The sequence below is a fragment of the bacterium genome (genome assembly GCA_040755755.1).
In the GTDB taxonomy this organism is placed as follows: Bacteria; SZUA-182; SZUA-182; order DTGQ01; family DTGQ01; genus DTGQ01.
This window is the reverse complement of sequence record JBFLZW010000001.1, coordinates 13062-26818: the sequence shown is the minus strand read 5'-3', so window position 1 is coordinate 26818 and position 13757 is coordinate 13062. Positions and strand designations below refer to the sequence as shown.

Here is a 13757-nt window from a genome sequence, read left to right as displayed (position 1 = left end):
TGAAAGCAAAAGACATTTATTCTGACTCCTGACTCCTGAATTCTGACTCCTTACCAAAGAATGAACAGCAAAACAAAAACCATCATCATTGTGTGGAGTGCGATTTTTCTCTTCCTCAGTCACCCTCAAGATGCCCGGTGCCTGGAGGGGGCTTTGGGATCGTTCGATGTCAATACGCTGGGAAGGGCTTATGCCTACTTTGCAGCTAACCCCAGGGTCGGCAGGGAAGAGAAGAATACCAGTGCGGAGACCAGAATTGACCTGGCGTACAGCCAGACCCTGTTCAGACGGTTATCTTTCAGATTATCCAGCCGTTTTCAAGCGGATACTGATAAGAGATCAGAGGATGCCATCGATGGCCTTGAAGATAACGGGCAACATAGAAGGATGTTCGACCTTCATGAGGGATTCATCGAGTATCGGCTGGGATGGTTTGATTTTTATTGCGGCAGGAGAATACTTGCCTGGGGGAAGAGTGACCATTTTAATCCTGCTGACAGAATAAATCCGAAGGATTACACAGACTTTCTTGATAATGAAAAAATGGGTGTTTTTTTAGGCGGATTCAAGCTCTCCTTCACCAGGAATTCACAACTGGAAGCCTGCTATATACCATCCTTTACCCGGAGCAGGATTTATCTTTCCGGCTCCCGGTGGGCAGCGTTTGACCGGGATATGCAGATTGAAGAAGAGATACCCGAAATCGAGAGCTATGCCTCCAGATACTCCCTTTATCTGAAAAATCTGGACATAGATATGATCTATATGAGAAGAGCGGAAGATTTGCCAACGCTGCTGCTCAATCCTCGACCGCTGCACATAAACTCATCCGATCTCTTTGTCGCTCCCGGCATGATGATCGCTCCTGCTCCGCGACTTGCTCCTGCCGGATTCTTTGGCTCTGGCTCTGCCGGTCTGGTGGAGAAATACCGGAAGATGAACCTCATGGCAATCGAATGGTCAACGACTGTGGCCGACCGGGTGGAGCTCCACGGAGGAGCGACGTATCATGATATGGATCGGAAGGAAGTTTATGGCCGGTTCGTTCAATATCTGCTGGGCTTGAACTATACCTTCGATGGGTGGTTTTGTAAAGACGTTAAAGTGAGCAGTGAGTATATGAATTGTGCCGAGATTGACAAACCGGTCAATGAAGATCTGCTCATTCTCGACTTTGTCCGTATTTTTGAAAATTCGCTCTTCTCACGGCTAAGCTCTACTTTGACCAGCTCTTCAAGTTTTGAGATCGGCAATCTGTGGTCATTCGAAAAGACATCGAATGATATCCTGCGACTGGAATATCAATACAGCCCCTATGATGTGCTGGAATTCAAGCTGGGACTTGATTTCATTTGGGGAAATGATGAATCGGTTTTCAGGCAGTTTGAAAAAAACGATCGGACATGGATCAGTATTCGGTATGTATTCTAAAGGGAATGGCACTTACATAAGCCAAGCTTATAATATAGAGAGAACACAAAGCACACAGGGAAAAAAGATCTCCCGCAGAGACGCAGAGACGCAGAGAACAACCAATCCGGCAAGGTCCTGATGAAAGTCGGGATATATCGATGTGTCAACGGCCTGGAAGCAAGCAAAAAGTAAAAAGGCACAAGGAGGAACTTATTTTACTTTTACTTTTCAATGATATCCTCTGCGTCTCAGCGTCTCTGCGGGAGAATTACTAATTCTTATGTAAGTGCCATTCATTCTAAAGGGGAATAGTATGGAACCAGATACCAAGGCAGCTTTTCTCTTTCCGGGAAATGATATTGATTACCGGGAAACCCTGCAGAAAATAGGCCGGGAGGATACCTTCAGAGAGAACCTTGCTAAAGTATATAAACTGGGGTACCGGCTTAACCTTGCCGAGGCTGGTGCCGGAGCCGGCAGTGAATTGCATAATCAGATGGTTATCTACACAATCTGCTGCTCGATTTGTGACCTTTATCAAAACCGGCATATCGTCCCGGCAATGGTCTCAGGCTACAGCCTGGGTATTTACAGCGCTCTCTATGCTGCCGGAGCGTACAGCTTTGAAACAGGGCTCCTGATCCTCAGAGAGGCTTTCAAGGTGGTAAAACAGGTTTATACGTCAAGGAAACGGAAGTTTGGGATGGGAGTGGTTATCGGGCTTACCCAGCAGGAGATAATCGACCTTATTTTCAACAAGATCGACCATTTTCTTGAAATTGCCTGTCTGAACGGTGAGCGAAGCTTTGTTATCGTTGGTGAGCATCAGGCCATAGGAAAGGGTCTGGACCTGGCGGGAAAGCTCGGTGCCTTAAAGACCATCCAGATTAACACGAAATTCGGGTATCATACCTCCTTTTTACAGGGAAACATCGGCAAGCTCTCCACCTTCCTCGATAGCTGCGAGATCTTCGAGCCGCACTGCAGGATACTGTCTCCTCTTGACATGAGCCTGATCGGCAGGAATGCCATTACCCATGAGATAGTCAGAAATCTCTATTCTCCGGTACGGTGGGGAAGCCTGATAAATGAGCTGGTCAATCACTATGACATTGGAGAAGGTTATGAGGCAGGGCCGGGAGAGTCCCTGGCCAAGATGTCCAGGTATATCAATCAAAACTTCAAAGTTTATACTTTTCACGAGGGAAAACCGTAAATGAAAATAGGGCTTGTAGGCTACGGCAAAATGGGAAAGGGCATTTTCAATCTCTTCTCTTCGCTTGACCATGAAATCATTGTCTGGATGCGAAAGAGCGAGATTGTCCGGGAATCTAAAATCCAGATCGAGCGAAAGCTCAGGAGAGCTTTGAAGAATGAAATAATCGATCAGGACCAGTTTCAGGAAAAATTATCCACACTCACCTTTACCGATCGTCTCGAGAGCCTGAGAGGATGCGATCTGGTCGTTGAATCCATCGCTGAAGATTTTCATGAGAAAGTGAGTATGCTCAAACGGCTGGAGTCAATCCTTTCTCCATCGGCCCTGCTGCTTACCAACACATCTTCTCTGTCCATCAACCAACTGGCCAGAGAGCTTGATCATGGCGAGCGCTTTTGCGGGTTCCATTTTTTTTACCCTATTCCGCTGGTAAATCTCATCGAGGTCATTAAATGGGACGGGGTATCCGGCGAGACAGTAAATTTCCTTACATCATTCGCTCGTGAGCTTGGCAAGATGCCGATCATTATTAATGATGCTCCCGCTTCCGGCATCAATGATATTTTATCCTACCATTTTTTCGAAGGATACTACATGCTCGAACAGGGGCTGGCTGCTCCTTCGCAAATTGATAAGGCAGCCCTGAATTTCTTCCGGGTCGGACCCTGCGAATCGACGGATATCATTGGAAGCAAGCTGATCATTGAAACCGCCGAGATAACGGTCAAGGTGCGTAAAAGTGGCATGCCCATACCCGATCTGCTCTATAAACTCATCCTGCAGGAGCGGATGGGAAGAGACTGCGGAAGAGGACTCTTTGTCTATCATGGAGAGAAAATGGAAGATGATTCCCGCGAATTTTACCTGAACCCGTATCAAAAACATTCGTTCCAGGCCTCAGAACAGGACGCTTCTGAATCAATGATCCAGAAAAGGCTTCTTTATGCGCTGTTCAATGGCTTTTTGCACAGTGTATCGCGGAACGTCTCTTCCGAGAAAGAGCTGAATGCAGGGATGAGGGAAGTGCTGGGCATGCGGGAGGGACCCGCTGACATGATGAGATCCATCGGCATGGATACGGTCATGCGGGAGTTTGATCTTCTGGCCAATCAAGTGGGGAGGAGATTCAGGCAGTGATCCATGTTCCATCCCTTGCAAAGCCTGGGTAATCAAAGGTATCCTTCTTTTTTCAGGTAATCTCTGATCCTGGCAGTTAATTCTTCAGATTCTTTTGAAAAGGTAATGAAGTCTTCCTTTGTGAATAGATAAGAAGGGTTGTAATCCGCTTCCTCTCGATATTTCATCATCTTTGAAAATATATGAGAAGACTCGGTCTTGAAAAAGCCTGTTCTTACAAAATGAAGACTAAAAAGCCTCAATGCTCCTTCGTGACTTTTGGGCTCTAATCCCTTTGTTAAAAGTAATGCCCTTATGTAATAGAGGAGAAAATAATATAACCTCGAAATTGCATCATTAAAAAAACCGTTTTCATATAAAAGGCGGGCAGCCTTTATTGTCTGATCCGCTCTTTCAACCTCTTCTCGAATATTTATCTTTTGATTTTCTTCCGTCATATTGAGAAACCCTCAGAGGGCAATCCCCTCTTTTTCAATATCAAGCGCTAATCTTCTTTCCTTTTTTTTAAGGTTGTCAAAGTCCTCTTTTAAGATCACAATGGCTGATAGAGGGGTAAGATACTCAAATTCAAGGTCAGCAATCCTGGTAAGTATTTTATCTTTTAATTCTCTTGTCAGACCTCGGACAATAATCATTATATCAATATCAGACTGGTCACTAAAATCCCCTCGTGCTTTTGATCCATAAAGAAATAATCCTTCCAAAGAATTACCTGCTAATCCATGAAGTTCTTTCTTTAATTCTCGCAATATGCTTTCTTCTTCTTCACGAAGATTAATATCCTTAAGGCTGTTTTCGCTGTTAACTATTGGCATATCCAAGCCTTTATTAAGATTATACAAACAGGATAGTGGTAACGTCTTATAAAGTCAAGTACCATGAATATGAGAAAAGGGAGGGACATACCTCTTGTACGCCAGGCGTGGAGCGAGTCGAGGTGATAATAAACTCAGACAGTGATCCGAGCTTGCCCTTTGAGCCTATTTTATTGCCTGTATGGCGAAGGACATAACCTGCTGCATCCAGGATGTCTGCACTTGGGCGAAATAGAAGAATATGGCGGCGATGCCAAAAATTACGCTCATGCCGGTACCTACTACCCACCAGCGGGTGGCCCGGTTCTCTTCTTTAATTTCCTTCTTGAAATCATCGAATTTGTTCTCAAGGGTAAGGAATTGAGTTTTCAGGTCACTCATAGTAGTATTAACTGCTTGGATGGTAGCATCAATATGAGTGAACCGGGCGTCGAGGTATTTATCGAAGTATTCGTGTTCCGGTTTTTCTTCTGGCATGGCGTTCTTCTCCTTGCTGGCTACTATTATAGTATATCCTATATTTCGGCAAGAAGTCAAAAATATTCCCTCTTTTCACTCCACCCTCTTCCCCAAAAGGGGAAGAGGGTGGAGTGAGTTATTACCATCAATTAAGGCCAGGGCAGGTAGGTGTGGGTTTTCCCAGGTATTTCTGGAATAAACAGAGAGCATCGGCTGGAGTAGTGTCGCCATCTTCATTCACGTCGGTGCATTCAGAACAGGAACCGGATCCAGCAGTTCCAAGGTAGCATCGAAAAGCCAGTAGAGCATCCGCCGGGGTAATCTCTCCATCTCCGGTAAGGTCGCCGGTGCATTTTTTGGCAATGCAGAAACATCCATCGGTTCTGGAAAATTGAGCAAAACCGTCTTTTACGGTATCCAGTCTGACCGGGTAACACTCGTTTTGCTGGCCGCCTTTTACCCGGAATTTCAACCAGATTACCGGGCCGCTCGCTCCTTTCGGAATGGCCTGGCCGGTAAATAATCCACCTACCCGTATCCTGCCGGTGCCTGCCAGGGGGGCATCCAGATAGGTGGCCTGAGCAGTCAGGGTGCCTTTTTCGAAGCTTGTATATTCCAGAACGCTCGCTTCAAAAACCACATCAAAACCAAAGGAGTAAACCTCGGAAGGTGCGGATTGGATCCTCACCGGGATCCTGACATCCTGCCCCATGGTTCCCCTGGTCCCTTCAATGTCCAGCATTCCTGAATTCTGCTCCGTGCATTGCTGGTAGCCGCAGTTGTCCCCGCCCAGGCAGTCATCATCCCTGCCGTTACAGGAGATTTCCTGTGCATTGGGATGAACGGTTCTGTCGTTGTCGTCACAATCAGTCCTGTCGAGAACATAGCCGTTAGCGGCAGCACAGTTCTGCACGCTCCGGGATGCATTGCCGTAGCCATCTCCGTCAGCATCAGCATAAAAGGTTTGAAGCTGCGGAGCGGTACAGCCAATCCACTGGCCTGCCTGACAAATTTCCGTCCCTGTGCCGCAAGCCGTGGAGCATGGCCTCGTGAGGTCCTCGTCAATCCGTCCGTCCTTGTCATTGTCAAGACCATCACACTCTTCGGTCTGAGTGACTGCGCAAGCTCCCCGGTAATCTATGCTGATACCCTGACTCTGGGCTACACAGGAATTTCCATACGTCTGGCCGTCGCATCCGCAGACCGGATCATACAGCATGATACAATTCTGGGGCCGGGCAGTGCAGACTCCCGACTGGTCACATTGTCCCGCCTCTTTCAGACAAAACTCCCCGGCTGAGCAATGGCTATTATTGATGCATCCCCTGGTGCCGGAGAAGGCATAGATTCTGGTGTCCCGGCTGCCGATATAAACCGTGCCGTCAGAGCCTATGGCTGGCGAAGAATAGATATCATCCCCGGTCTTGTATTTCCACTTCAGGCTGCCATCGGGCTTAAGCGCGTAGACAGTGTCATCATGGCTGCCGAAATAAATGGTGCCGTCAGCTCCAATGGCCGCAGTCGAGGCAATCGGCCCTTCGGTCTGATATATCCATTTGATGGCGCCGTTCTGGGGGGAAAGCGCATAGAGTGCGCCGTCAGTGCTGCCGATATAAATAGTTCCGTCAGCACTGATGGCCGGTGAGGAGTATATCCATGATCCTGTCCGGCTTGTCCACTTGAGGGTGCCATCCGGATTAAAAGCATAGACCCTGGCGTCGTAATTTCCGATATAGATCGTTCCATCACTCCCTATGGCTGGAGAGGACGTGATCCGGTCCCCGGTTGGAGAGCTCCACTTCAGGCCGCCATCTTCAGGCCTGAAGGCATAGAGTTTGCAGTCATGGCTTCCGGCATAGACCGTGCCGTCACTGCCGATAGCTGGCGGAGAATCGATTCTGTCTGCGGCCTTGTAGGTCCACTTCTGTTTGCCATCCGGATTGACAGCCAGCATCCTGCCGTCCGTGCATCCGATATAGACCGTGCCGTCAGCACCAATGGCCGGGGAGGAGTAAATCGGCGGGTTCGGCTGGTAGGCGGATGTCGGGGGGACGGTGTAAACCCACTTTTGGGTGCCGTTGGGATTCATGGCATAAAGCCGGCCGTTTTCACTGCCGACATAGACCGTGCCGTCAGCAGCTATGGCTGGTGAGGAGATGACCCTGCCCCCGGTCTGATAGCCCCACTTTTGGCTGCCGTTGGGATCGAGAGCATAAATCTTTCCATCGGAGCTTCCCACATAGATGGTGCCGTCAATCCCTATGGCTGGTGAGGAATCAACCTGGTAGCCGGTCGGGCGACTCCATTTGAGGGTGTTGGTCTGGGCAGCGGAATAGGGGCTCTGACCGGTGCGCCGGGTATCATACCCCTTGGCGGGCCAGGCGCTTTTGGCCAGCCCGCCGGAGGAGGAGGCCGAACACTCTCCCTCGGAGGCCACGCTCACTCCCCTGGCAGCCGCCTCGCATGAATTGGAATAGGTCACACCGTCGCATCCGCAGACCGGAGCGTAATACTCAGGGCATGCAGAGGGCAGACGGGTACAGGTTCCCTTCCCCTGGCAGGTGCCGCTTTTCACCTGGCAATACTCCCCAAATGAGCACTGCGTATTGTCCGTGCAGGATGGATTGCCGAAGGCATAGAGCCTGCCATCCCGGCTGCCGATATAGACCGTGCCATCGGCATCAATGGCCGGGGAGGAAAAGACCGTATCGCCGGTCTGATAGCTCCATTTCTGGCTGCCATCCTGCGGGTTGAGTGCAAAGATATTGCCGTCCCGGCAGCCGATATACACCGTGCCGTCAGATCCAAGGGCCGGGGAGGAATCGACAGCGCCTCCGACAGCATGACTCCATTTCAGACTGCCATTTGGCCGGAGAGCATAAACCTTGCTGTCGCTGCTTCCAAAGTAAATTGTCCCGTCAGAAGCAATGGCTGGCGAGGAATAGATCCCTCCGCCGGTCTGAACAACCCATTTCTGGCTGCCATTTTGCGGGCTGACAGCGTAAAACCTGCCATCCAGGCTGCCGATATAGATTGTTCCATCAGTCCCGACGGCTGGCGAGGAACTGATCCGGTCCCCGGCCAGAAAGCTCCACTTCGGGGTTCCGTCCTCAGGTTTCAGAGCATAGAGCCTGCGGTCATAGCTGCCGACATAGATCGTGTCGTCAGCTCCTATGGCCGGGGAAGAATCGACCTTGTCACCGGCCTTGAACGACCACTTCAGACTGCTGTCCGGATTCAGGGCCAGAACCTTGCCATCTCCGGTCCCGACATAGACCGTGCCGTCAGCGCCGATAACTGGTGAGGAGTAAATGGCAGGCCCCGGTTGGGAGATATAGGGAGGAAGCAGGGAATATACCCACTTCTGGCTGCCGTTGGGATTTACGGCATAAACCCGGCCATGCTCGGTTCCGACATAGATCGTGCCATCGGCAGCTATGGCCGGTGAAGAAATGATCCTGCCCCCGGTCTGAAGGCCCCATTTCTGGCTGCCGTTATTGGGGTCAAAAGCATAAACCTTCCCGTCATAACTTCCGGCATAGATCGTGCCGTCAGCTCCTATGGCCGGGGAAGAATCGATCGAGTAGACTGCCTGGGAGCTCCATTTGAGATTATTTGTCTGGGCTCCGAGGTAGGGGCTCTGGCCGCTGCGCCGGATATCGTATCCCTTGACCGGCCAGGGGCTTTGCGTTGCGTCGAAAGGAGCACCCGATGAGCATGCTCCCCGATAATTCACACTCACCCCCTGCTGAGCCGCCTCGCAGGAACTGGAATAGGGATGACCATCACACCCGCAGACCGGATCGGAGAGCGTGATGCACTCTTGCGGTCTGGGAGCGCAAATTCCCAACTGATTACACATTCCTTCCTCTTTCCGGCAATACTCCCCGCTGGCGCACTGAGCGCTGCTCATGCAGACAGTGTCGCCGAAGGCGTACAACCTGCCATCCCGGCTGCCGATGTAAACCACACCCTCAGCACCGATAGCTGGCGAGGAATAGATATCGCCGCCGGTCTGGTGGCTCCATTTGACGCTGCCATCTTCAGGATTCAAGGCATAAACTTTGTCATCGTCGCTGCCGACATAAACCGTGCCGTCTGCACCAACGGCCGGTGAAGAATGGACCGGACCGCCGGTTTTGCAGGCCCACTTGAGTGTGCCGTCAGGCCGTAAGGCATAGACCTGACCATCATTGCTCCCGACATAGATGGTGCCGTCAGGACCGATGGCCGGTGAGGAATAAACATCAGCCCCAGTCGGGTAGCTCCATTTTGAAGTGCCATCAGGCCTTATGGCATAGATTTTGCCGTCCGCCTTTCCATCTCCCCACCATCCGCCTCCGACGTAAATCGTGCCATCAGCACCGACAGCGGGTGAAGAGCAGACATAAAACGATGTCGGAAAGCGCCATTTCAGGGTACCATCAGGATTAACAGCATACAGCCTATAGTCATAACTCCCGACATAGATGGTGCCATCAGGACCGACAGCCGGTGAGGAATGGATTCCCCCTTCGGTCGGATAGCTCCATTTCAGGGTGCCATCCGGTTTCAAGGCGTAGAGCTTATAATCAAGGCTCCCGGCATAGATCGTGCCGTCAGTGCCCACAGCCGGTGAGGAGTGGACTCCTCCTCCGGTCCGATAGACCCATTTCTGGCTGCCGTTGGGATCGAGGGCATAAATTTTGCCGTCATTACTTCCGGCATAGACCGTGCCATCATCGGCTGCGGCGGGTGAAGAGCTGACACTCGATACGGTCTGGAAGCCCCACTTGAGTTTGCCATTGGGATCGAGAGCATAGATTCTGCCATCATTACTTCCCGCATAGACCGTACCGTCAGCACCAAGAGAGGGTGAAGAATCTATCCACTTGCCGACCTCATAACTCCATTTTACGCTGCCGCTTTGTGATCCACGATATGAACTGCACCCCGTGTGCCGGGCGTCATGCCCTCTGCAAGGCCAGGCACTGCCAGCCAGTCCTGCCCCTGAGGCAAGTCCTGCTGCCGAAACAAGAATGCAGAACGCTGCCAGCAAAATCGAGAAAAGCTTTTTCATGCTAAGGTCTCTCATAGCTTCTCCTCCACCATTTCCTGGTTAATCAATCAAGTTAAAGTTACATCGACCGATGGTCAGCGGTTATTAATTCGGTAGTCAGGAAGGAGCCGGGGATATTCATCAAGAAGGTTCCCAGGCCATATATTACCTCTCTCGACATCACCCCCTTTTGAAATAATATACTGTAAGTGGCTTAAAATTCAAAATTTTTTTGAGAATCCAGGAGTCAGGAGCCAGAATAAAGGCTTTCGGTTCTCCCCTCATTTCTGAGCTCTAACCCCGAACATGTTGAACATTCAACTCTTCGTAGTATTAAAAGACAGGTTATCAATAAACTGACGAGGAAATACGGAATTGATTACGCCTTTACCCTGATGGATCCGTCGCCTTCCAGATATACCTCAAAGATGGCCCTGGCAAACTGCTGTGATACTGCCAGATAGTCTCCATAGGTTTTCCCGGTGTAGACTCCTCCAGGCCCCATCGCCAGAACCTTCTCGAAACGGTCTGGCACTTCCTTCCCAATAGATATTCAGGTCGCTGAATATTCGTTCTGACGACCCACTCTCTGAATCGCTGAAGTCCACTGCTGATCTTGACAATTTAAAAAAAAAGTGCTAACTTTTAATTTTTGATTATAATCTAAGGAGCTGTTAACTCTTTTTGATCCAGGTCTGGAATGGAAAAGTGAAAGAATTTCTTAATTATCTCCAAGTGGAGCTTAACTATTCAAATCATACTCTGCGGGCTTACCGGAACGACCTGCTTCAGTTTTTTCATGCTCTGGGTATTCAGGACGGAGAAGATACCAATAATCTGTACCAAGAGCTTCAGAAAGTCGATTTATCGCAGGTGAGAGAATATCTGAACCAGCTTTTCAACCGAAAGCTTGCCAGAACCACCATTGTAAGGAAAATCTCGGCTATCAAGTCTTTCTATAAATACCTCATCAGGGAAGGAATGCCGGTAGAAAGCAGGGTAGTGCTTCTCTCATCGCCCAAGGTGGGGGTGAAGATACCTTCTTTTCTGACCATCGATGAAATATTCAGGCTTCTCGACTCTCTTACCCCCGGCTTTTGGGAACTGAGAGATAAAACCATCTTCGAGGTTTTGTATGCCTGTGGACTGAGAGTGTCTGAGCTTACTGCTTTAAATGAAGAACACATTGATTTCGCCAGCCGGATGATCCGGGTTCTGGGGAAAGGAAAGAAAGAGCGGGTGGTCCCGCTGGGAACCAGGGCTGCATCTTCGCTGCGGGAATACATCCCGTGCAAACGGGAATTTCAGCAGAAAATGGGACAAAAAAATTTAACTCCCCTGTTTATTAACAAATATGGAACCCGATTATCGAGCCGCAGTGTGGCCAGAATCTGCAAGAAGTACTTTCGGGAAAACGGAATATCCGATACTGCCAGTCCGCATTCGTTTCGGCACACCTTTGCCACGCATCTGCTCGATGCCGGTGTCGACCTGCGGAGCATTCAGGAAATGCTGGGGCATGCCAGCCTTGCGACCACCCAGAAATATACTCACCTGAGCCTGGATCACCTCATGCAGGTTTATGATAAATCTCATCCTAAAGCATAGAAGAGCATAAAAACAGGAAATTTAAGATCATGACAGAGCAACGGCATGAGCCGATAATACGATCTACCACAATATTGTGCGTGCGGAGAAATGAAAAAGTCGTTATGGCTGGTGATGGCCAGGTGACTTTCGGCCAGACCATTATGAAAGCCAACGCCAAAAAAGTGCGCAAGATGTACAAGGATTCCATCGTTGCCGGTTTTGCCGGAACCTCGGCGGATGCTTTTGCCCTGCTGGGAAAGCTGGAAGCCAAACTGGAAGAATACCGCGGCAACCTTTCCAAGGCATCGGTAGAGCTGGCCAAAGAGTGGCGGATGGATAAGGTGTTGAGAAGGCTGGAGGCAATGCTGTCCGTGGCCAGTAAAGAGCACTTCTTTATTATTTCCGGGTCAGGAGATGTGATTGAGCCGTCCGAGGGGATTATGGCCATCGGATCAGGGGGAGCTTATGCTTTGGCCGCAGCCAGAGCATTGCTGCTTCACACGGATATGGAAGCCAGACAAATCGTCGAGGAGGCCATGAAGATTACCAGCTCTATTTGTATTTACACGAACAGCTTCTTAACCATTGAGGAAATCTAAGAAAAACGCAACAAGGAAGAATAAGTAAAAATATGGATATTGAGCTCAGCGTAGATGCATTAACTCCAAGAAAAATCGTGAGCGAACTGGGTAAGTATATTGTCGGGCAGGAATCAGCCAAGAAGGCCGTGGCCATTGCCCTGCGCAACCGATGGCGGAGGCAGCAGCTCGCCCCGGATCTTCGCGATGAAATCGCTCCGAAAAATATTATCATGATTGGTCCCACCGGAGTAGGCAAAACCGAGATTGCCAGAAGACTGTCACGGCTCGCCAATGCCCCTTTTCTGAAGGTTGAGGCTTCCAAATATACGGAGGTCGGCTATGTTGGCCGGGATGTCGAATCCATGATCCGCGACCTCACTCACCTGGCGGTAAATATGGTTAAATCTGAAGCCAGGGACAAGGTCAAGGACAAGGCGGAAGCCCTGGTCGAGGAAAGGCTTCTGGACATTCTTCTCCCCCCTTCCCAGCAGCCTCAGCCCCAGGGATTTGGTGCTGAAAGCCAGTTTCCTCCTGAGAGTGGAGAAGAGTTACCTGCCTCCGGTCCGGGTTTTTCAGTGCCTGGTGCTCCATTCTCGATGACCGGCACACGGGAAAAAATACGGGAGAAGCTGCGGGCTGGAAAATTCGAGGAAAAAGTCATTGAGCTTGAGTCGAAAGAACGGAATATGCCCATGATTGAGGTCTTTTCCAATGTCGGCCTTGAGGAAATGGATATCAATTTCAAGGAGATGTTCTCCGGCATCTTCCCCAGTAAGGTCAAGAAAAGAAAAATGAAGCTCAAGGATGCCCGCAAACTGATCCTCCAGGATGAAACCCAGAGGCTGATTGACATGGATGAGGTCATTGCCGAGGCGATCAACCAGGTAGAGCAGTCCGGAATCATCTTTCTGGATGAGATCGATAAAATCGCCGGTCAAAAGAGCACGAGCGGGCCGGATGTCTCCCGTGAGGGTGTGCAGCGGGACCTGCTGCCGATCGTGGAGGGCACCACCGTAACCACCAAGTACGGCATGGTTAAGACAGACCATATTCTGTTCATTGCCGCCGGGGCTTTTCACGTTTCGAAACCCTCCGACTTAATTCCGGAGCTCCAGGGGCGGTTTCCGATCCGGGTTGAGCTTGCTCCTCTGGGAAAAGAGGATTTTATCCGGATCCTGACCGAGCCGGAAAATGCTTTGATCAAGCAATACAAAGCCCTGCTGCAAACCGAAGGGATCGATCTGGTGTTCGAGGAATCAGCCATTCAGGCGATCGCCTCTCTGGCCACCCAGGTTAATGACAAGGGCGAAAACATCGGGGCCAGGAGATTGCATACCATAATGGACAAGGTATTGGAAGATATATCATTCCATGCTCCGGAAATGGAAGAGCAGAAAATAGTTATCGATGCCAAATATGTCAATGATAAGCTGGTGGATATTATCAAGGATGAGGACCTCAGCAGATACATCCTGTAAAGATCTACCATTCCCGAACGTGAAAGG

11 protein-coding genes are annotated in these 13757 nt (G+C 50.0%); 6 read left to right on the top strand and 5 right to left on the bottom strand.

Annotation, left to right across the window (positions count from 1 at the left end):
- Nucleotides 1-60 precede the first annotated feature (60 nt).
- From AB1611_00135 to AB1611_00125, 3 genes are all read left to right on the top strand, one after another.
- Complete coding sequence (locus AB1611_00135; protein ID MEW6377992.1) at nucleotides 61-1431, top strand: hypothetical protein; 1371 nt, start codon at nucleotides 61-63, stop codon at nucleotides 1429-1431.
- Nucleotides 1432-1726: 295 nt separating this feature from the next.
- A complete protein-coding gene (locus AB1611_00130; GenBank protein ID MEW6377991.1) occupies nucleotides 1727-2629 on the top strand; it encodes a hypothetical protein in 903 nt (300 codons plus the stop codon).
- The gene (locus tag AB1611_00125; GenBank protein ID MEW6377990.1) at nucleotides 2630-3769 is read left to right on the top strand and encodes a 3-hydroxyacyl-CoA dehydrogenase NAD-binding domain-containing protein; all 1140 of its coding nucleotides are present in this window, start codon (nucleotides 2630-2632) and stop codon (nucleotides 3767-3769) included.
- A gap of 32 nt (nucleotides 3770-3801) precedes the next feature.
- On the opposite strand, the gene AB1611_00120 is transcribed toward AB1611_00125, so the two are convergent.
- From AB1611_00120 to AB1611_00100, 5 genes are all read right to left on the bottom strand, one after another.
- Nucleotides 3802-4206, bottom strand: coding sequence for a HEPN domain-containing protein (locus AB1611_00120; GenBank protein ID MEW6377989.1), 405 nt, complete (start codon nucleotides 4204-4206; stop codon nucleotides 3802-3804).
- Between the two features lie 12 nt (nucleotides 4207-4218).
- On the bottom strand, nucleotides 4219-4584 hold the full coding sequence (locus tag AB1611_00115; protein ID MEW6377988.1) for a nucleotidyltransferase domain-containing protein: 366 nt from the start codon (nucleotides 4582-4584) through the stop codon (nucleotides 4219-4221).
- A gap of 165 nt (nucleotides 4585-4749) precedes the next feature.
- Nucleotides 4750-5061, bottom strand: coding sequence for a hypothetical protein (locus AB1611_00110; GenBank protein MEW6377987.1), 312 nt, complete (start codon nucleotides 5059-5061; stop codon nucleotides 4750-4752).
- Nucleotides 5062-5188: 127 nt separating this feature from the next.
- A complete protein-coding gene (locus tag AB1611_00105; protein ID MEW6377986.1) occupies nucleotides 5189-10117 on the bottom strand; it encodes a PQQ-binding-like beta-propeller repeat protein in 4929 nt (1642 codons plus the stop codon).
- Nucleotides 10118-10460: 343 nt separating this feature from the next.
- On the bottom strand, nucleotides 10461-10616 hold the full coding sequence (locus tag AB1611_00100; protein MEW6377985.1) for a hypothetical protein: 156 nt from the start codon (nucleotides 10614-10616) through the stop codon (nucleotides 10461-10463).
- 173 nt (nucleotides 10617-10789) lie between these two features.
- On the opposite strand from AB1611_00100, the gene xerA reads away from it, so the two are divergent.
- From xerA to hslU, 3 genes are read left to right on the top strand one after another with little or no spacing between them, the layout of a single operon-like run.
- Nucleotides 10790-11689 carry a site-specific tyrosine recombinase/integron integrase gene (gene xerA, locus AB1611_00095; protein MEW6377984.1) on the top strand — a complete coding sequence of 300 codons (900 nt, stop codon included), beginning with the start codon at nucleotides 10790-10792 and terminating at the stop codon, nucleotides 11687-11689.
- Nucleotides 11690-11718: 29 nt separating this feature from the next.
- On the top strand, nucleotides 11719-12270 hold the full coding sequence (gene hslV, locus AB1611_00090; protein MEW6377983.1) for an ATP-dependent protease subunit HslV: 552 nt from the start codon (nucleotides 11719-11721) through the stop codon (nucleotides 12268-12270).
- A 32-nt stretch (nucleotides 12271-12302) separates the two neighbouring features.
- Nucleotides 12303-13730, top strand: a complete 1428-nt coding sequence (hslU, locus tag AB1611_00085) for an ATP-dependent protease ATPase subunit HslU (protein ID MEW6377982.1) — start codon at nucleotides 12303-12305, stop codon at nucleotides 13728-13730.
- Nucleotides 13731-13757 lie beyond the last annotated feature (27 nt).